The following is an 18591-nucleotide window of genomic DNA, read 5'->3' as shown; positions in this document are numbered from 1 at the left end:
CCTACTTGACGCAAAACCCGTTTGGTCGGAACCTACACGTTTACAAAGACGGTTATCCAGAACATGCAAAGAACACCCATGACCGCCGAAGGGCATGCTGCCCTCGACGCAGAACTGAAGCATTTGAAGTCAGTGGAACGCCCCGCCGTGATCGCGGCGATCGCCGAAGCACGCGAACATGGCGACCTGTCGGAGAACGCCGAGTACCACGCTGCGAAGGAAAAGCAGAGCTTCATTGAAGGCCGCGTTGCCGAGCTGGAAGACAAGCTGGCCCGTGCTGAGGTCATCGACGTCTCCAAGCTCAAGGGCGAGAAGATCGTCTTCGGCGCGACGGTGACGCTGATCGACGCGGACACCGAGAAGGAAGCCACTTACCGCATCGTAGGCGAAGACGAAGCCGATATCGCCAAGGGCAAGGTATCGAACACGTCTCCGATCGCACGTGCGCTGATTGGCAAGTCTGTTGGTGATGAAGCCGAAGTGGCAGCACCTGGGGGCGCGCGCGTCTACGAGATTTCCTCGGTCGAATTCAAGTAACAAGACCACGATCCTGACTCCCCATTCCTGTAAGGGACTGGACAGGATGCAAGATACAGCCGGCCTCGTCGCATTGAGGCCGGAACCTGAGAGCTGTGCGTCATCTTTCAGCGCGACGTGCAACTTGGCCGAAAAACTGGCAGACTCGCCTTAACCACGAATCGCGGGGATCGATCCTGACCGCCATGACCGCGCCGCAAACGAAACCGCCGATTGCCCCGCAAGTGGGTCCGTCCGTCTGGGCGGTCTCCGATGGACGTGCCGGAAATGCCGCCCAGGTCCGCTCGATTGTGCAGGCGCTGGGCACCACGGGGCGCTGGATGCGCATTGCGCATATCCAGGGCGAAGGCCATCGCGACAAGCCGATCACGCTGACACCTCGCGCGCCATGGACATGGCTGCCGGGCGGCCGCTGGCCGCTCGAAAAACTCGCCCTGCCCGCCGAGCAGCGAGCGCTGTTCTCACCGCCCTGGCCGGATGTCTGGATCGCCGCAGGCCGGCGCAGCGCCCCCTACACGGCCGCCATCCGTCAGATGTCCGGGGGCAAGATGCTGACAGTCCAGATTCTTGACCCAAAGACCGACCGCGATGCGTTCGACCTCATCGTCGTGCCCGAACATGACGAGCTCGACGGCCCGAACGTCATTCGCACCGTCGGTGCGCCCTCCTTTTTCGCGCCGGACGATATCGAGGACGCTGGACAGGCCTTCGCCGACCTCGCCGACGAAAACGGCCGGGCCTGTATTGTCATTCTAGGGGGCGACTCCAAGGCGCACACATTCACAGAAGCGGTGGCCGACAAGCTCGGCGAAGACCTCGCCCGGCTGTCGGGGCTCGGCTGGCGTCTCAGGATCACCGCCTCCCGGCGCACGCCAATTCCCGTGGTCGCCAAGATGCGGGCGCTTTCCGACCGGATCGGCGCGCGCTTCTGGGCAGGGCCGGAAGATGGCCCGAACCCCTACCTGGCCTGGCTCCTCTATTCCGATGCCGCCATCGTGACCGAGGACAGTGCCAACATGCTGTCGGATGCGGCCTGGCACGGCCTGCCAATTCATATCGCCCGGCTGGAGGGGACGAGTGCGAAGTTTGACCGGTTGCATGAAAGCCTGATCAATCGCGGATGTGCCCGCTGGTTCGACGGATTTCTTGAAGGCTGGTCCTACGAGCCGCTGCGCGAAGCTGACCGGGTCGCGGATGAAATTGTCAAAAAGCTTCTCGATCGCCATCCACAGCCGCAGCTTGGCGGGACCGGCGACAAGGTCGTCATGCCAGACTGGATGCAATGAAACGGAATAACATATCTAAACTGTTGTTTTTTATGTGTTTTATTGACTTCCCGAACAAGTCGCCACATCTGTAGGCCAATGGCACACGAGCACTCTCATGAGCATGGGTCCGGCGGGCATCACCACGCGCATCATCATGCCGTTCCAGATTCCGCCGACGCCCGGAAGCGCGTAGCGCTGGCAGCACTGCTGACCTTCACTTTCATGATTGCGGAAGTGGTCGGCGGCGTCATTTCCGGGTCACTCGCCCTGCTTGCCGATGCCGCTCATATGCTGACCGATGCCGGGTCGCTTGCGCTTGCCTGGCTTGGCTTCAAGCTGGCTGAGCGACCCGCCGACGACCAGCGCAGCTTTGGCTGGGCACGGTTCAAGATACTCGCCGCTTTTGTAAACGGCATGGCACTTCTTCTGCTGGCCGCATGGATCCTGTTCGAGGCCGTCCAGCGCCTGATCACACCGGAACCCGTCATGGGCAACGTCCTGATGGGCGTTGCTGTGGTGGGCCTGCTCGTGAACATCATCGCTTTCTATCTCCTGCATGGCGGCGACCAGGAAGATCTCAACCTGCAGGGCGCGCTCTGGCATGTCGCCGGCGACCTGCTGGGCTCTGTCGCTGCGATCGCCGCAGCGCTGGTGATCATCTTCACTGGCTGGATGCCCATCGATCCCCTGCTGTCCATCCTCGTGGCCCTGCTGATCGTGGTCGGCGGCATTCGCGTCACCATGCAGTCGGCTCACATCCTCATCGAGGGCGTGCCATCGGGGCTGGAGCCAGCCGACATCAAGGCGGACCTGGAAGACCATCTCAGCGATGCCATCAAGGTCAGCCATATCCACGCCTGGGCGCTGACCGAGCAGAAGCCCCTGGTAACGCTGGAAGTCACAGCGAAGGAAGGCGTGTGCCTCGATACGCTCCGCAAGGCTGTAAAGGCGCGACTTTCGGAGAAGTTCAATGTGAGCCATGCGACGGTGGAAGTGCGCAAGCCTGTGCAATAGTGCTGCTTCACGCCGGGTTGAGCACGCCGGGGGTTTATTCACCGGCCAAGAATCCCCATACCTGTAGGCCGATAAAGACAACACTGACCAGACAAGTGGAGTGTGGGCGATGAGCGAAACGATCCATTCCGAAATCCTGATTATCGGCTCCGGCCCGGCCGGCTGGACAGCTGCGATCTACGCTGCCCGCGCCATGCGCGATACCCGTGTGGTTGCCGGCCTTCAGCCTGGCGGCCAGCTCACCATCACGACCGAAGTCGAGAATTATCCGGGCTTTGCCGAGATCCAGGGTCCGGAACTGATGGAGAAGATGCGCGACCACGCCGAGAAGATGGGCGCGAAAGTCTCCGAGGATCACATCGCAGAAGTCGATCTGGAAAACCGCCCATTCAAGGCAATCGGCGAAAGCGGCACCGTCTACACCGCAGACGCGATGGTGATTTCAACGGGCGCTCAGGCAAAGTGGCTTGGCCTGCCCAGTGAGGAAAAGTTCCAGGGCTTTGGTGTCTCCGCTTGCGCGACCTGCGATGGTTTTTTCTATCGCGGCAAGGAAGTCATCGTTGTCGGTGGCGGCAACACCGCCGTCGAAGAAGCGCTCTTCCTCACGAACTTCGCCTCCAAGGTCACCGTCGTGCACCGCCGCGACAGCTTCCGCGCAGAGAAGATCCTGCAGGACCGCCTGTTCAAGCACCCCAAGGTCGAGATCCTCTGGGACACGGTCCTTGAAGAAGTGATTGGGGACGAGAACCCGCTCGGCGTCACCGGTGCCCGGCTCAAGAACGTGAAGACCGGCGAGGAAGAAACCCGTGATGTCCACGGCGTCTTCATTGCGATTGGCCATGCTCCGCAGACGGAACTCTTCAAGGGCAAGGTCGATATGAAGGCCAATGGCTACATCATCACTGACCCGGGCACGACCAAGACCAATATTCCAGGCGTTTATGCGGCTGGCGATGTCACTGACGAAACCTATCGTCAGGCTGTGACGGCCGCGGGCATGGGGTGCATGGCTGCCCTGGAAGCCGAGCATTGGCTGGAAGAACAGACGGCTATCGAGGAAGCTGTCGCTGCGGAGTAATCGCCGTTACGCAGTACACGACCACCGCTTATGCACCCCCTCGCAAACGACAGGCACAGACGCGCGTAAAACGAGCGGCTGCAATCGGCACCACCATGCCTGCCCTGAAATGCTGGACGCGTCCTGCGGCCTCTATAAAGTGCCTGTCATGATGCGGTTCGTCCTGGCAGCTCTCTTCACCAGCCTTCTCTTGCCTTTAAGCGCTTCCGCACAGTCGGAAGAGCTTGATGCGGCCATCGATGCCTATCGCGCCGAAGATTACAGCCATGTCGATGTGATTGCGCGTTACGCCGAAGACGGCGCACCCCAGGCGATCGCGCTCCTCGGACAGGCCTATCTTTATGGCTACGGCCTCGAACAGGACCAACCGCTCGGCGTGGCCCTGCTCGAGCAGGCAGCCGGCCTCGGCGAACGCTCATCAACCATCCATCTCGGACGGGTTTTCGAATTCGGCCTTGAAGGCATTCCAGCGGATCCGGAGACGGCAGCCAAATGGTACGTCATGGCGGCCCGCGCCGGTGACACCCAATCGGCGCCCGCCGCGTTGAGACGCCTTTCGCGTGACATCGTCATCGCTGCCGGCGGCACGGCATGGGCCAACGACAGGGAAACGATCGCTGACAATAAGGATGCAGCACCGAACCGTTCAGTCGCACAGGAAACAATCTCCCCTGCAAGTGCCCTGCTTGGCACGGCGAACGTCCCTGCTCCGCTTGCCATGAAGGATGGCTCAAGCTTTCCGATCCTCGCTGATACACGCCTGAACCGGATCGGCGACGCCTCGGCCAGTTGCGTGGCCGTCTTGCGCCCGGAAATCGAGCGACAGAAGCTTGCCATGGAAGACCTTATGAAACTCGATGGATTTGGCGCTAGCGTCACTACGGGCAGCCGACACACCGAACTGGCCGAGTCGGACCAGCGTGTCGCTTCGATGACCCAGGCCCTGAACGCCAGCGAGGCTGTCTTGAACGATCCCAGGCGCAATGGTGGCCTCGGCGCTGATGAAGTCCGCACGGCCCTGCTCGTCCACACCGAAGCGCTGGAGAAGCGCCCTAACAGTGCTCCGGCAGCATCGCTATGCGCGAGCCGCATTATCCCGCTCATCGGTGAGAGCGCTGCCTGGCCACAGCCCTAGTCTCTAGAGCAGGACTTCAGCAGCCCGCTCGATATCCTTGCGCGAATGCGTTCTGACATAGAGCTGGAAGGAGCGGGCACGCGCCTGCATCAGTTCAGCAAGGGCGGTTTCGGCTTGTGTGGTCATCGCCCGCTCAAGGCACATCTCGATATCACTTTCGTATTTTCGGGCATTCAGGGCTGCAAGCGCGCGGGCATACTGCCAATGCAGGGAGGGGTCTGCTTGCCCTGTCTCGATCGCTTGCACGTAATGGTTTCGCGCCTTGCGCATACTCGCGCCCATGAAGGCCGAGCCGATCGCTCCACCGCGGCGCACCACCTCGATATTCCACACCGCCATGAAGCCATGCGCGTAGACATTGTCCGGATCATCCTCAATCACCGCCTCGGCAAGGTCGCGAGACATGCCGCCATAACCGGAATCCAGCGCTTCGCGTGTGCTCATTTCACGCGATTTGAGAGACAGGGCGATGGCTAGCTGAAGGCGCCCTTCGGGGTGTTTCGGATCAAGGGCGACCGCCTGCCGCGCCATGGCTTCCGCTTCGTCGAGCCGTTCAACGGTCGGCCGGCCGCTGGCAACGGCATCAGCAAGAAGCGCCCGGGCAGCCCGCGCATAATTGTCTGCGCCGCCTTCAGCGCGCGCCAGCTCTGCCGCCTCAAGGAAGCGCCCCGAAGCAAAAGCCTGCTCTACCCTGTCTGCAGACGCCGTCTGGCAGGACAGGAGCAGGGCAATAAAAATGGCACCCACCCATTTCATGATGGTTGATAATAGCGCGAAATGCCGCCTCGCCCAATCGCGGTTTTTTCTCTAGATCGCGATATATGGAAACGCTCGAAGCAGACCTTGTCATTATCGGTGCCGGTGTAGTCGGCCTGGCGGTTGGCCGGGCTGCGGCCATGCGCGGACGGGATGTCATCATCCTCGAAGCGGAAGACGGCATCGCGGTTCACACATCCTCACGCAATTCCGAGGTCATTCATGCCGGGCTCTATTATGCCACCGGCTCATGGAAGGCGAAATTCTGCGTCGCCGGGCGCCGGGCGCTTTACCGCTATCTGAAGGACCATGGCGTCGCCTACAAAAATTGCGGCAAGCTCGTTGTGGCCCAAGCGGAAGAGGAAGAGGCGCTTGGCGGGATCCTCGAACGGGCCCGCAACAATGGCGTCGAGGAGCTGGAGCTCATTTCGGGCGAGGAGGCCCGCGCCCTCGAACCCGCGCTGAGCCAGGATATCACCAAAGCCATTCGATCGCCCGTCTCGGGCATCTTCGACAGCCATGGCTATTTCCTGGCCCTTCAGGGCGAGCTTGAGGACCATGGCGGCATGATCGCCTTCGGAACGCCGGTCGAGAGCGGGACGCTGACCGGGGACGGCGTCGAGCTGGTTACCGGCGGCGAAAGCCCGGCCCGTATCAAGGCGCGCTCGGTCATCAATGCCGCCGGTCACAATGCCACCGCGATTGCGCGCCGAATTGACGGCCCGCACATCGATCACCTGCCAACGCCCCACTTCGTGAAGGGCAGCTATTTCAGCGTGCTGGGCAAAACGCCGTTCACGCGCCTCATCTACCCGATGCCGGATCGCGCCAGCCTCGGCCTCCACCTCACGGTCGACCTGTCGGGACGCGGCCGCCTCGGACCGGATGCCGAGTGGCTGCCGGAGGGCTCGACCCCGCCCTTTGACTATCGTGTCGATCCTGAGAGGGCCGTACACTTCTACGCCTCCGCCCGGCGCTACTGGCCCGGCCTGCCGGATGGGGCGCTGGCGCCCGACTATGCCGGCGTGCGTCCCAAGATCGTTGCAGAGGGCGAGCCTTCGGGAGACTTCATGATCGATACCGTGGATACGAGGCTCATCAATCTGCTCGGCATGGAAAGCCCCGGGCTTACCTCTTCGCTGGCGATTGCAGACCATGTGGCAAGCCTGCTGGATTAGGCGGTTGCGAAGCCCTCACGCAATGTGTATTCAGCCCGCTTCGGGACCGCATGCCGGTGCCGGCAGGCCCCTGCGGCAATTGAATGGTTAGGGTTGGGTAGCTCAGCTGGTTAGAGCGCATGACTCATAATCATGAGGTCGGGAGTTCAAGTCTCCCTCCAACCACCATTCATTCCGGGTGGCCCTGCGGGCCAGAAATCAGTCCAGTTTCAGCCCATTTCCAGCCCACCTGCCGGAATGCCTCGAGGGCCACTGCGATCACGTCGTGATCGAGAGCCCTCCAGGGTTGGCGTGGGGTGTAGAGCGTCCAGTCGGCAGGGTCCGGCGCATCGCCCTCATACACCCGTCACGATGATCCAAGCGCGGGTCATGCTGAAATTGGACCACAGGATTTCAGGGGTGGGATGGATTTCGGTCTTCCTTCTCTCCGTCAGGAAGAAAGAAACAAGCGCCCAGTGATCGCTAAAATTGCCGCCAGATATACAAGCCGCTTGCGCCGACGGTCAGGAATTACACAGTCATTTACAAGGAATGGGTTGGCAAGATCAGCGAAAACCCTTACCTTTTCCGACACTAGTAGAGTATCCGAGTAGAGTGTTTAAGGGAGACCTGTCTGGTCTCCCTTTTTCTTTGGCCCTGTTGTTGCAACTGCAGTGTGTGCTGGATACCGCGGCCCCGCCCCGGATAGGTTCACGACCGCGTCAGGCGACGCGAATCACATCAGGATGACGACACAGTTTGACACTCGCTGAAACCCAGACCACCGCGCGCGGAGACTTGCCGCCGGACTATTGGTGCCGATCCGGCGGCGTAAGCTTGCGGGCCAAGGTCTGGCATGAAGAGCGTCCGGGCCTTCCTGTCCTGTTTCTGAACGGTGTCGGCACCAGTCTCGAAATTGCGGCACCGCTGGCGAAGCGATTTCCCGGCAGGCGCTTCATCGCGCTGGAAATGCCTGGTTCCGGCCTGACGCCAATGACCGACCTCCCCCTGCCGCCACCCCTGCTTGCCCGGCTGGTAATCGATTCAGCCCGCCAGCTTGGCGCGTCCCGTTTCGACCTGATCGGCCTGTCGCTCGGCGGCGCGCTTGCCCAGCAGATCACGCTTCAGTATCGCGACCGTGTGGCGCGGCTCGTGCTCGCGGGTACGTGTAGCGGCTTCTCCATGATGCCGCATGACTGGACCGATGACGGCCTGCTGCGCACGATCAATCCGTTTGCAGCGGTTCTGAGCGATTTGATGTCCGATATAAGCGGGCCGCATCTGAGCGGCCTGATCCATCCGAGCCCCTCATCCATGGCCGCGCAATTCGCGTCCTTTGTCGGCTGGTCGAGCCTTGCCTTCCTGCCGCTGATAAGAACGCCTGCCCTGGTGCTGGCCGGCGCGCGCGACCGGATCATTCCGCCCGCCAATGCGCTTCAGCTCTCGGCCTTCATACCGAATGCGGAGCACCGCATCCTGCCGGATGCCGGACACCTCTTCCCCTTCACCGAGCCTGAGCGCACGGCGAGCCATGTGATGCGGTTTTTCGACAAGACGCCGGCGGACGACGCCGCCGGCTAGGGAGATCGATTAGCTGATCTCTTTCTTGCTCGTGACGATCTTGCCAACCAGCCCGTATTCCACGGCCTCTTCGGCACTCATCCAGTGATCGCGGTCGGTATCGGACTTGATCTTTTCCAGCGTCTGCCCGGTTGCATTCGCGAAGATCTTGTTCAGGCGCTCGCGCATGCGCACGATTTCGCGGACCTGAATGTCGATGTCGGAGGCCTGGCCACCAAAGCCGCCCCGCGGTTCATGAAGCAGGAAGCGGGTATTCGGCAGCGCGTAGCGGTTTTCCTTCTTCGCCGCAGCATAGATCAGCGCGCCGGCAGAGGCGACCCAGCCGGAGCCCAGCACCTTCACGGGCGCATCCACGAACTTGATCATGTCATGGATCATGTCGCCGGATTCGACATGGCCACCCGGCGAGGAAATCACCAGCAGGATCGGCTTGTCGCTGTCGGACCCAAGGGCCAGCAGACGCTCACAGACGCGGCGCGCCTGCTTGTCATCAATGCCACCGGTCAGGAGGATGGTGCGGGCCTTGAACAGAGCCTCCTCAAGGAAGGCATTCGGCTCGTTCATCGGCTTGTCTTCATGTTCGTCGTCAAGCTTGGGCATCGTCTGGTATTCGAGCTGAGGCATCGTCACTCCATGGAAAAGTCTGACGCCATAGGTGAGACGCCGTAGCCTTATGGTCAAGCGGTTTGCTGCCCTATTCGGCGGTCTGCGTCACCGACAGTCCCAAATCCTCCACAATTTGTTCGGGTGCGGTGTCGGGACCGAGCTGTTCGAAGTCGTCCGGCGTGAGGGGCGTGGGCGGTTCGGCCTTGATCTCAAGGCTTCCACCGGAGGTCTCGTAATAGAGAGCCACCGATTCCAGCCAGTCCGCGGCAGGCGGGAATTGCTGGGCAGCGGCCTGCTTGCCAGAGCGGACCATGGTCGCGATGAGGCTCCGCATCTGCTGGGGCTCCATGCCGCCCAGCGTCGCGCCCCAACCCTGGTCTGGATAGAGCTTGGCCACCTCACTGACATAGCCAAACAGCTTGTCATAACCGCCATCATCGGCCTCGTAGAAACGCGCACCGCCAAAGGCAAACGCTTCCTTGAACGCGTCTTCGAACGCGGCTTCCCGGTCTTCGGCATTGAAGGCGGCCTGCAGGGCGGCATAGTCCGGCAGGGTGACGTCGATGGACATCGCGCCCTCGCCGAAGCCTTCGGAGCTGGTGTCCAGCGTCAGGCCCGTCTCGCCGCTATCGGCGCCCCATTGCCAGCGTGTCGAGATATCGAAAGGAATGGCCTCAAGGCCGTGCTCATCGAGCTTGTCGACCGCCGCCTGGAGGTTGGCCTTGAAGTCAGCAGCCTCTTCCTCGGGCGTTTCCATATCGTCTGCCTCAGGCGCTTCGGTCCCGCTGTCTTCGGCAGGGTCCTCGGCGATTTCCTCGATCGCTTCTTCGGGGATGAAGGCCAGCGCAACTTCACCGACATCCTGAACGTCAATCTTCGCGCCGCTGATATCGAGGCCGAAATCCTCGGGGATGAACCAGGCAAAGGAGTCAGCATCGATGGCCACACGGTCAGCCTCGAAGACGTCCCCGTCATTGAAGGTCAGCGAATAGTCGCGCGCTTCCCACGTCCCGAGGCTCATCAGGTCGCGCTCGTCCATGGTCGGGAATTCCGAGCGGACAAGATAGCCGGCGAGCTTGTCGAGCTTGATGTCCTGATAGGAAATGAACGCCGTCTTCTCGACCTGTTTCAAGGAGAACCCTTCAAAGCCGGCCTCCTCCATTTCGTCCGACGGATCGGTCATGTCCATCGACTGGGACTGGACGGTGTTGACGATGACAGCGCGGCCAAGATCGAAGCCGTCCATATCCTCATAGCCGTAGAAGTCCCATGAGACCTCGACATTCTGCTTCATGCCCTGCTGGTCCATGGCGAAGACTGCGACCGTGTCATAAGCGGCGAGATCCTCGATGGAAAAGGAGCGGGAAATGGCAACAACCTTCTGCGCCAGGCGAACAAGGTCTGTGGCCAGGGCCATCTGTTCGCGTTCTTCCTCCGTCATCTCTTCCGGATCTTCATCCGGCGTGAGGTCCGTAAAGAAGGTGTCGGACACCGGCACCAGTTCAAACGGCCTGAGCGAGACATTGCTGAAGACCATTTCAGCTGTCGTGGAATCGAACGTCTCGACACCGAAGCTGACGTCTTCGCCAGCGTCTTCCTCAATCTGCTCTTCCATCGCATCGAACAGCGTGTTCAGCGCGCCCCCGACCCCGAAATAGGAGACGTCGCGTACTTCCAGCCGGTTGAAGGCCAGCCCCGTCTCATCGAGGCGTTCCCCGCGCAGGCGGGCCGCGATCAGGTCCGAATTCAGACCCCACACTTCTGCCTCGCCGGCTTCCATGCCGAATTCCGGATCAGAATTGATGGTGACCGTCAGGCCGGAGAAAACTGTCGCGCCCGTCCTCTCATCGAAGCTCTGCTCGTCCCAGCTGACAGAGACCAGGTCCGGCAGGGCCTCGTTGATCGGCCCCAGGTCGGCTTCCAGCGCATCCTCGAGACTGAAAGCTTCCTCCGCCAGCCCCTGCAGCGTGGCGATCGAGGCCTGCCAGTCGGCATTGGCATCAGCAGCGCGCTCGCTGGCCGGCGCCTTTTCAGGTTCCGGCGCTGGCTCTTCGTTACGGTCGCCACATGCCACCAGCGATCCGGCCAGCAACAGTGCGCTCAGGGAGGTAAGGGACTTCATGGGGCAGATCCTTCTGCTGGTTCAGTGCCCAGTAAATGTCACAAGGCTCATCACATCAATGCCAAGCTCGCGGAGTCTCCGCGAGCCACCAATTTCGGGTAAATCTACTAGAAAAGCGGCTGCAACGATATCCGCCTTGCCGCGGCGCAGGAGCTTCACCCCTGCCTCCGCCGTACCGCCGGTGGCGATCAGATCATCAACGAGCAAGACATTCTCGCCTTCCGAGACGCCATCGGTATGCATGTGCAGGGCATCGCTACCATATTCGAGCTCATAGGGCTCGCTCCACGTCTTGTAGGGCAGCTTGCCGGGCTTTCGCAGGGGCAGGAAGCCCGCACCGAGCTTCAGTGCCATGGCCCCACCCAGGATAAAGCCGCGCGCATCGATGCCGGCGACCTTGGAGATGTTCATGTTCTCGAACGGTCGGCAAAGATCCCCGATAGCATTGGAAAAGGCGCCCGGATCACTCATCAGCGTCGTCACATCCCGGAACATGATCCCCTGGGCTGGATAGTCGGGGACCGTGCGAATTTTCGTCTTGTAGTTGTTCAACTGCCACTACCTCTTTCAGTGGCGTCTTCCGGGGAGCCCTCACCGGTCGGCGCCGAAGCCTGACCAGTACTGGCAGACTTACCGAACGGTATATAGGTCGAACTGGCCTGATCTTCAGCCGCCACGGCTTCCGCGGGCGCATCTTGTGCAGCTGTGACCGGTTCGGTCTCATTCGACGGGGCCGTCTGAGCGGGGTCAGGCGTGCCGGAGCCGGGGGTTTCTACTGAGGCGGGAACCTGCTCTTCATCCGGGCCCGCGTCGGCCTTTTCCTCCGCTATAGTCTCAAGCGGTGTTTCGGGAGTGACAGGTTCAGCGGTGGCCTCTTCCTCGACGATGGCTGCCTTTTCAGCATCCTCCTCCGTGCCACCAGCATGACGGCGTTTGCCGAACACGCCGCGCGGGTCGGCCTTCCGGTCATAGTGGCGGGAATAGTATTCGTGCGCCGTCAGCGTAAGCGGATGCGGTGTCAGCCTCATGCCGGCGCAGCGCAGATTCTCCACCACCGCATCCCGCAGGGCGAGCCCGGGCAGCAGATCCTGATGGAAGCCATGCGCCTTCATCCAGTCGCGCACCCACCAGCTGCGGGTAGCATGAGCCTTTTCGGGCGGACGCCCATCCTGCTTTTCCCAGAGATAGAGCGTGCAGATGCCGTCAATCGCCGCGGCCTTGGCATCCTCCAGCGGCGTCCCGATCGGTTCTCCCCGGTCCAGCGCATAGCGCAGGCGGCGCTTGGAGGCCTCAATCGACTGGTAGGTTGCCTGGAGGGCGGCCAGCGCCCGCTTGTCAGCGGCCATGGTCTCGGCCAGCACGCCATCGAGTTGCGGGTGGTCGAGCACCGGCAGGTCACCGGTCAGCCCGAGACGCCCGCTCTCGACATCGGCCAGCTCCCGCACCGTCTGGAACATGTTCAGCCGGAATTCGGCCCCTATGCCCTCCAGCGAAAGCTTGATGGCGTCACGGCGTATATCCTCCTGGCGCCACAGCAGCCAGGCGATCGCCAGAGCCGCCGCCACAAGCAAGCCGAGGCCGCCAACGAGAAAGGTTTCAAAATATGTCCCGGTCATTGTCCTCACCCACTTTCAGGGAGCTTAGCAAAAGGCGTCTGAGGCGTCGACAAAAGGATTTGTGGCGCTTGACCTGATCCAATTGTTCGTGTTTTGTTCCAGTCGGAGGCAGATCATGCGCAAGCCGGATACCATCGAATGCCTGTACATCGATTTCGACTGTTACTTTGCCAGCGTTGAAAAACAGCTTCGCCCGGAACTGCGCGGCCGTCCCGTCGGCGTCGTCCCGCTCGACTCACCGCATACGAGCCTCATCGCGCGCTGCTACGATGCCAAGACCTATGGCATCCAGCGCGGCACCCGCGCGACCGAGGCAAAACGCCTGTGTCCTGATATCGCCCTGCCCGTGGCCCGCCATGATGTCTATGTCCGGATGCATCACGAGATCCTGCGCGTCATCGACCGTTTCGTGCCCGTCGCGAAGGTCTGGTCAGTCGACGAGATGGAGTGCCGGCTCTGCCCCCGTGAGCGCGCAGGCGCAGCCAGGCTTGCCGAACAGATCCGCGAAGGGCTGCGCGAGGAGATCGGCCCCTGGGTAACGCCGTCCATCGGGCTCGGGCCGAACCAGTTTCTCGCCAAGGTGGCCGCTGAAATGAACAAGCCGGACGGCCTCACAATCCTCCCGCCCGATGCCCTGCCCGGCCCGCTGTTCGACCTGCCGCTCGACGACCTTCCCGGCATCGCGAAAGGTATGCTGGCGCGGCTTCATGACGGCGGAATATTCACGATGGAGGCGCTCTGGAATCTATCGCCGAAACATGCCCGGGCCATCTGGGGCGGTGTCGAGGGCGAACGCTTCTGGGCGCAACTGCGTGGCTATGCCGTCTCCCGGCCGGAGACCAGCCGGCGCATGTTCGGCCACGGACGCGTCCTTACCAGCGGATGGCGAAACCTCGACAGGGCGTTCGAGATCGCTCGCCTGCTGACCGTCAAGGCGAGCCGGCGGATGCGTCGTGAGGGCTTCCTTGCCCGCCGCTTCAGCCTGTCGCTGAAAATGCGTGAGGGCCGCTCCCTGGACTGGCAAACCAGTTTCTTCCCCGCCCGCGACGACCAGACTTTCCTGAAGGCGCTGAGCCGTTTCCAGCAGGAGGCGATCATGAAAGGTCACGGAGGGCAGGATTTTTCCCGCCTGTCAGTCTTCATGCATGACCTGGTCAGCACGCATGAGCATATGGGCGACCTGTTCGCCCAGCCCGGCCTGACCGAGACACGCGACCGGCGCGATCAGCTGAGTGACCTTGTCGATACGCTCAATGCCCGCCACCAGCAGTCGGTGATCGGCTTCGGCCTCAACCGCCAGCCGCCGGGTGGCTATGCAGGCGCCAAGATTGCTTTTGGCCGGGTGCCGGATCTCAGCGATTTCTGATCAAATGGAATAGCTTGCCGGTCCGAGGACGCGCCCGGCAACCGCATCCAGCTTCCTCAGGACGGCGGGGTCACGAGCCTCCGGGGCGGTGATCATCGCATAGTCGAGACAGGTCTCGATGGCCTGCGGAGACGGCGTGCGCTCCACGCCATCGAGTGACGCCACAAAATTGAGGATGGCCTGCTTCGCCCGTTCCGTATTCTGCTTCATGACGGCGAGCACATTGGTCACGGAAACCGCCTCCATCTCATCATGCCAGCAGTCGTAATCGGTGACCATCGCCATGGTCGCATAGGGAAGTTCTGCCTCGCGGGCGAGTTTGGCTTCGGGCATGTTGGTCATGCCGATCACGTCGCAACCCCATTGGCGGTAGAGATGGCTTTCCGCGCGCGAGGAGAATTGCGGCCCCTCCATGCAGAGATAGGTCCCGCCGCGATGAACCGTGACGCCCGTCCGCTCGGCCGCGTCGCCGGCAAGCCCCGAAAGCCTCGAGCAGATCGGGTCCGCCATAGACACATGGGCAACCATGCCCGGCCCGAAGAAGCTCTTCTCTCGCGCAAAGGTCCGGTCGATGAACTGGTCGACCATGACATACTCACCCGGCGCATAGGCCTGCTTGAGAGAGCCGCAGGCAGAAATGGAAAGGATGTCCGTGCAGCCGGCCCGTTTCAGTGCATCGATATTGGCGCGGTAGGGCACTGAGGTCGGTGTCAGCCGGTGGCCTTTGCCGTGGCGCGGCAGGAAAACCAGCGTCACGTCTCCGACCCGCCCGCGCACAAGCACATCCGAGGGTGCCCCCCATGGCGTCTCGATCGCCAGGTCCTCGGCGTCCTCCAGGCCTTCGATTTCATACAGGCCGGAGCCTCCGATAACGCCGATCGTCCATTTGCTCATGCCTGGTCACACTCCATTGTTTTCTCTCCCGTCGCAGAAGCAGGCTGGAGAGGGGAAATCAAGTCAACGTGATGGTGGCACAGGAACCGGGACCATAGCTCCGGCGTCTCTTCTGTATGGACAACAACTCGATTTCCGCGCCGGCCACCGAAGCAATCGCCCGGATTGGACTTGGCGCGAGAGCTTTCGTCTACTTCGCCGTCGCGTGGCTGCTAGCCGACGGCGCCTTCTCATCGAGACCGGATGACGGCGCCAGCCCCGGGGATGCCTTTCGCACCATTGAGCACCAGCAGGGTGGACGTATCCTGCTCATCGCCCTGGCAATCGGGCTGTTTCTCTATGCGCTGTGGCGCTTCCAGCAGGCAATCCTGGATGCGGAAAACCAGGGTCATGACGCCAAGGGCGTTTTAGCGCGGCTTGGCATGATGTCGTCCGGTATCAGTTATCTGCTTGTCGGCATTGCCGCCTTCGCCGTCACACGCGGCGCGAATGACGAGAGTGGCAGCAGTGGTGGCAAGACCGAAGAGACCGCCCGATGGCTGATGGAGCAACCTTATGGCCGCTGGCTCGTGGCCCTGGGTGGGCTGGTCCTTGCCGGGATTGGCTGTGCGCAGATGTGGCGGGCAAAGTCCGGTCAATGGAAGCACAATATCGACCTCACCGGCTGGGCCGGACGGCTGACCGGTCTGATCGCTTTCGGCATTGCCGGGCGTGGTGTGCTGTTCATTCTGGTCGGGCTTTTCCTGCTCCTTGGCGGCGTATCGGCTGACCAGAGCGACGTGAAGGGGCTCGCCGCAACGCTTGGCTGGGTGCGTGGCCAGCCTTTCGGTTTCTGGCTGTTCCTCGCCTCGGCAGCGGCCATCGGGATTTACGGCATTTATTCCGCCGTCCAGTCCCTCAGATACAAATTCCCGGACAGCTGAGGCCGCCCGGGAATTCGGTTCTGTCGATTGTCAGGCCCTGTGGCCCTAGTGGTCGACCTTCCGCCAGATGCGGTGGAAGGAGAACCAGAGCAGGACTGCCAGGATCACGAGATAGATCATTGAAGCAAAACCGGTCGACTTGCGCTGCTTCTGCTTCGGTTCGCCGGCCCATTGCAGGAAGGCGGAAACATCGCGCGCCATCTGGTCGACGGTCGCTTCCGTGCCGTCCATATAGGAGACGCGGCCCGGCGTCAGCTGCGGCGGCATGGCCAGGAAGCCACCCGGCGGCGCATGGCGCGGATCACCCTCCCATTGAGGGGTGGTGTCGCCAGCGAAGTACGGGTTGTAGTACTGGCCGAGAGGCTGGATCAGTTCGCCTTCATAATGGGCATCGCCATGGGAAAGCTTGTCCATATGGCCCACGTCGATAACCGTCTCGGTCTCCTCGACAACGGCTGCCCCTTCTTCCGCCTCAACTTCTTCTTCTGACGCTTCGCTATCGGTGACGTCTTCGGCCGGCACTTCAACCGTGCGGGTGGAGATGACGGCATCCTCCGGATAGCCGGTCAGCAGGCTGTAGATATAGCTCGCACCACCAGGACGTGCCTTGGTGATCACTGAGAGATCCGGGGGGTAGGCGCCGCCATTGGCCGCGCGGGCCGCCTGCTCGTTCGGATAAGGCGACTTGAACGGGTCCGAGGTGCGGGCCGGCCGATAGTCATAATCGCCGACATCGTTTGGCTCGGTGCTCAGGATCTCGTCCTGGGCGGCAAAGGACTTCACCAGCGGATTGTCGTTCGCATTCGGATATTCCGGGTCGTAGAACGGGCCACCCGGCTCACCCAGATTGCGGTAATGCATCAACCGCATCCCGTGGCAGGACGCACAGACCTCGCGATAGACCTGATAGCCGCGCTGGACGCTCTCCATGTCGAGTTCGCCAAGCGGACCGGTGAACTCCCATCCACCTTCGGGCTCGTGCGGATGCAGGGCGCCACCGGCGGCATGTGCACTGGCAACCAGCGCCGCCGCGCCTAGTCCAGCAGAAATGAAACGCAGGAATTTCATGTCCATACCTCTTATTCGGCGGGCGCAGGCGCGGCACGGTCATTCCCGAGCACGGCCTTGTGAATTGATGTCGGCTCGTCCTTCGGCTTCTCGCGCAGGCCAAGCAGCGGCAGGATCACGAGGAAGTAGGCGAAGTAATAGAGCGTCAGGATCTGGGCGAGGTGCACGAACCGGAAGGCCGGAGCCTTCGCGACAGCGATTGCCGCATCGACACCTTCGTCCAGTTTCTGGTCGCGGAATGTCGCAGCCGCTTCGTACTCTTCATACGTCTGGGTGGCTTCATTGCCGTTAGCATCCGTGTAGCTGACCACGAGCTGGTCGGAGCCCATCGGAATGATCGGATCGTCCGGATTGGACGCGCCACACCAGCCGAGCAGAAGCATCGTTGCGATGAAGCCGAAGAAGAACTGGCGAGCGACCGGGCGATAGCGCATCGAACGCACCTTCGACGTGTCCAGCCAGGGCAGCACGAACAGGATGGCGATCGACCCGAACATGAAGATCACACCGAGCAGCTTCGCATCAATCGGACCGATATCGAAGGTGATCGCGCGCAGGATGGCGTAGAACGGCAGGAGATACCATTCCGGCACGATGTGCGCCGGCGTCACCAGCGGGTTCGCCTCGATATAGTTGTCAGCGTGGCCGAGAACGTTCGGCATGTAGAACACGAAGGCTGCGAAGATGATCAGGAAGACCACGATCGCGAAGCCGTCCTTGACCGTATAGTACGGGTGGAACGGAACCGTATCCTTCTTGAGGCCTTCGGGGTCCTTGCGGGCCTCGACGCCAGCCGGGTTGTTATTGCCGGGCACGTGGAGCGCCCAGATGTGCAGGATCACAACGCCGGCGATCATGAAGGGCAGCAGGTAGTGCAGCGAGAAGAAGCGCTGCAGCGTCTGGTTCCCGATCGACGGACCGCCCATCAGCCAGGCCTTGATGCTGTCACCAACGACCGGCAGGGCGCCGATGAGACCCGTGATCACGTTGGCGCCGTGGTAGGACATCTGGCCCCAGGGCAGGACGTAACCAAGGAACGCGGTGCCCATCATTAGCAGGTAGATCACGCAGCCAAGAATCCAGAGGACCTCGCGCGGCGCCTTGTAGGAACCGTAGTAGAGCCCCCGCGCCATATGGATATAGACGGCCAGGAAGAACATCGAGGCGCCATTGGCGTGGATGTAGCGGATGAGCCAGCCATAAGGCACGTCACGCATGATCCGCTCGACGGAGGCGAAAGCGCCATCGACGGTCGGCGTGTAGTGCATGGCCAGCACGATGCCGCTGAGGATCTGGGTCGCCAGGCAGACGGCCAGAATACCACCAAATGTCCACCAGTAGTTCAGGTTCTTCGGCGTCGGGAAATCGACAAAGCTGTCATAGGCCAGCCGCACAACGGGCAGGCGTGAATCGAGCCACTTCGTGAAGCCGGTCTTCGGCTCGTAGGCAGAGGGGTGTCCGCTCATCTCT

Annotated in this window: 17 protein-coding genes and 1 tRNA gene; 10 read left to right on the top strand and 8 right to left on the bottom strand. The window is 61.7% G+C overall.

Annotated features, from left to right (window positions below; all coding sequences use genetic code 11):
* The first annotated feature begins 63 nt into the window (after positions 1–63).
* From greA to Q1K29_RS13200, 5 genes are all read left to right on the top strand, one after another.
* Positions 64–537, top strand: a complete 474-nt coding sequence (greA, locus tag Q1K29_RS13220; RefSeq protein ID WP_300395553.1) for a transcription elongation factor GreA — start codon at positions 64–66, stop codon at positions 535–537.
* A gap of 185 nt (positions 538–722) precedes the next feature.
* Positions 723–1823, top strand: a complete 1101-nt coding sequence (locus Q1K29_RS13215) for a mitochondrial fission ELM1 family protein (RefSeq protein ID WP_300395552.1) — start codon at positions 723–725, stop codon at positions 1821–1823.
* 78 nt (positions 1824–1901) lie between these two features.
* Positions 1902–2819 carry a cation diffusion facilitator family transporter gene (locus Q1K29_RS13210; RefSeq protein ID WP_300395551.1) on the top strand — a complete coding sequence of 306 codons (918 nt, stop codon included), beginning with the start codon at positions 1902–1904 and terminating at the stop codon, positions 2817–2819.
* A gap of 109 nt (positions 2820–2928) precedes the next feature.
* Positions 2929–3897, top strand: coding sequence for a thioredoxin-disulfide reductase (gene trxB / locus Q1K29_RS13205; protein ID WP_300395550.1), 969 nt, complete (start codon positions 2929–2931; stop codon positions 3895–3897).
* Between the two features lie 148 nt (positions 3898–4045).
* The gene (locus Q1K29_RS13200; RefSeq protein ID WP_300395549.1) at positions 4046–5032 is read left to right on the top strand and encodes a hypothetical protein; all 987 of its coding nucleotides are present in this window, start codon (positions 4046–4048) and stop codon (positions 5030–5032) included.
* A 3-nt stretch (positions 5033–5035) separates the two neighbouring features.
* Here Q1K29_RS13200 and Q1K29_RS13195 read toward each other — a convergent pair whose 3' ends face one another.
* Complete coding sequence (locus Q1K29_RS13195) at positions 5036–5788, bottom strand: hypothetical protein (protein WP_300395547.1); 753 nt, start codon at positions 5786–5788, stop codon at positions 5036–5038.
* 65 nt (positions 5789–5853) lie between these two features.
* On the opposite strand from Q1K29_RS13195, the gene Q1K29_RS13190 reads away from it, so the two are divergent.
* The 3 genes from Q1K29_RS13190 to Q1K29_RS13180 all read left to right on the top strand — a co-directional run bounded on the left by Q1K29_RS13190 (position 5854) and on the right by Q1K29_RS13180 (position 8526).
* Positions 5854–6966 (top strand): NAD(P)/FAD-dependent oxidoreductase, encoded by a 1113-nt coding sequence (locus tag Q1K29_RS13190; protein ID WP_300395545.1) that lies wholly within the window; start codon positions 5854–5856, stop codon positions 6964–6966.
* 91 nt (positions 6967–7057) lie between these two features.
* Positions 7058–7134, top strand: a tRNA-Met gene (locus Q1K29_RS13185).
* A 570-nt stretch (positions 7135–7704) separates the two neighbouring features.
* Positions 7705–8526 carry an alpha/beta fold hydrolase gene (locus Q1K29_RS13180; RefSeq protein WP_300395543.1) on the top strand — a complete coding sequence of 274 codons (822 nt, stop codon included), beginning with the start codon at positions 7705–7707 and terminating at the stop codon, positions 8524–8526.
* A gap of 9 nt (positions 8527–8535) precedes the next feature.
* Here Q1K29_RS13180 and Q1K29_RS13175 read toward each other — a convergent pair whose 3' ends face one another.
* From Q1K29_RS13175 to Q1K29_RS13160, 4 genes are all read right to left on the bottom strand, one after another.
* Positions 8536–9126: an ATP-dependent Clp protease proteolytic subunit gene (locus Q1K29_RS13175; protein ID WP_366524217.1), complete on the bottom strand. Its 591-nt coding sequence runs from the start codon at positions 9124–9126 to the stop codon at positions 8536–8538.
* A 94-nt stretch (positions 9127–9220) separates the two neighbouring features.
* Positions 9221–11254 (bottom strand): hypothetical protein, encoded by a 2034-nt coding sequence (locus Q1K29_RS13170; RefSeq protein WP_300395539.1) that lies wholly within the window; start codon positions 11252–11254, stop codon positions 9221–9223.
* Between the two features lie 21 nt (positions 11255–11275).
* A complete protein-coding gene (locus Q1K29_RS13165; RefSeq protein WP_300395537.1) occupies positions 11276–11806 on the bottom strand; it encodes an adenine phosphoribosyltransferase in 531 nt (176 codons plus the stop codon).
* On the bottom strand, positions 11803–12870 hold the full coding sequence (locus tag Q1K29_RS13160; protein ID WP_300395535.1) for a hypothetical protein: 1068 nt from the start codon (positions 12868–12870) through the stop codon (positions 11803–11805). Before Q1K29_RS13160 ends, Q1K29_RS13165 begins: the two co-directional genes overlap by 4 nt.
* A 115-nt stretch (positions 12871–12985) precedes the next feature.
* Between Q1K29_RS13160 and Q1K29_RS13155 the strand changes: the two genes are divergently transcribed.
* Positions 12986–14236 carry a hypothetical protein gene (locus Q1K29_RS13155; RefSeq protein ID WP_300395533.1) on the top strand — a complete coding sequence of 417 codons (1251 nt, stop codon included), beginning with the start codon at positions 12986–12988 and terminating at the stop codon, positions 14234–14236.
* Here the strand turns inward: Q1K29_RS13155 and Q1K29_RS13150 are convergent, their stop codons facing one another.
* Positions 14237–15130 carry an S-methyl-5'-thioadenosine phosphorylase gene (locus Q1K29_RS13150; protein ID WP_300395531.1) on the bottom strand — a complete coding sequence of 298 codons (894 nt, stop codon included), beginning with the start codon at positions 15128–15130 and terminating at the stop codon, positions 14237–14239.
* 116 nt (positions 15131–15246) lie between these two features.
* Here Q1K29_RS13150 and Q1K29_RS13145 point away from each other — a divergent pair, with 116 nt between their 5' ends.
* The gene (locus tag Q1K29_RS13145; RefSeq protein ID WP_300395530.1) at positions 15247–16053 is read left to right on the top strand and encodes a DUF1206 domain-containing protein; all 807 of its coding nucleotides are present in this window, start codon (positions 15247–15249) and stop codon (positions 16051–16053) included.
* 45 nt (positions 16054–16098) lie between these two features.
* On the opposite strand, the gene Q1K29_RS13140 is transcribed toward Q1K29_RS13145, so the two are convergent.
* On the bottom strand, positions 16099–17121 hold the full coding sequence (locus tag Q1K29_RS13140) for a cytochrome c1 (RefSeq protein ID WP_300395528.1): 1023 nt from the start codon (positions 17119–17121) through the stop codon (positions 16099–16101).
* An 11-nt stretch (positions 17122–17132) separates the two neighbouring features.
* Positions 17133–18587: a cytochrome b N-terminal domain-containing protein gene (locus tag Q1K29_RS13135; protein ID WP_300395526.1), complete on the bottom strand. Its 1455-nt coding sequence runs from the start codon at positions 18585–18587 to the stop codon at positions 17133–17135.
* Positions 18588–18591: the final 4 nt, after the last annotated feature.

Source organism: Henriciella sp. (assembly GCF_029937755.1).
Classification (GTDB): Bacteria; Pseudomonadota; Alphaproteobacteria; order Caulobacterales; family Hyphomonadaceae; genus Henriciella.
Note: the sequence above shows the minus strand (reverse complement) of the source record. Positions and strands in the feature narration are given on the sequence as shown.

Coding starts and splice junctions, on each gene's coding strand:
- greA (WP_300395553.1), top strand. CDS start 64: ATGCAAAGAACACCCATGACCGCCGAAGGGCATGCTGCCCTCGACGCA.
- Q1K29_RS13215 (WP_300395552.1), top strand. CDS start 723: ATGACCGCGCCGCAAACGAAACCGCCGATTGCCCCGCAAGTGGGTCCG.
- Q1K29_RS13210 (WP_300395551.1), top strand. CDS start 1,902: ATGGCACACGAGCACTCTCATGAGCATGGGTCCGGCGGGCATCACCAC.
- trxB (WP_300395550.1), top strand. CDS start 2,929: ATGAGCGAAACGATCCATTCCGAAATCCTGATTATCGGCTCCGGCCCG.
- Q1K29_RS13200 (WP_300395549.1), top strand. CDS start 4,046: ATGATGCGGTTCGTCCTGGCAGCTCTCTTCACCAGCCTTCTCTTGCCT.
- Q1K29_RS13195 (WP_300395547.1), bottom strand. CDS start 5,788: ATGAAATGGGTGGGTGCCATTTTTATTGCCCTGCTCCTGTCCTGCCAG.
- Q1K29_RS13190 (WP_300395545.1), top strand. CDS start 5,854: ATGGAAACGCTCGAAGCAGACCTTGTCATTATCGGTGCCGGTGTAGTC.
- Q1K29_RS13175 (WP_366524217.1), bottom strand. CDS start 9,126: ATGCCCAAGCTTGACGACGAACATGAAGACAAGCCGATGAACGAGCCG.
- Q1K29_RS13170 (WP_300395539.1), bottom strand. CDS start 11,254: ATGAAGTCCCTTACCTCCCTGAGCGCACTGTTGCTGGCCGGATCGCTG.
- Q1K29_RS13160 (WP_300395535.1), bottom strand. CDS start 12,870: ATGACCGGGACATATTTTGAAACCTTTCTCGTTGGCGGCCTCGGCTTG.
- Q1K29_RS13155 (WP_300395533.1), top strand. CDS start 12,986: ATGCGCAAGCCGGATACCATCGAATGCCTGTACATCGATTTCGACTGT.
- Q1K29_RS13150 (WP_300395531.1), bottom strand. CDS start 15,130: ATGAGCAAATGGACGATCGGCGTTATCGGAGGCTCCGGCCTGTATGAA.
- Q1K29_RS13145 (WP_300395530.1), top strand. CDS start 15,247: ATGGACAACAACTCGATTTCCGCGCCGGCCACCGAAGCAATCGCCCGG.
- Q1K29_RS13140 (WP_300395528.1), bottom strand. CDS start 17,121: ATGAAATTCCTGCGTTTCATTTCTGCTGGACTAGGCGCGGCGGCGCTG.
- Q1K29_RS13135 (WP_300395526.1), bottom strand. CDS start 18,587: ATGAGCGGACACCCCTCTGCCTACGAGCCGAAGACCGGCTTCACGAAG.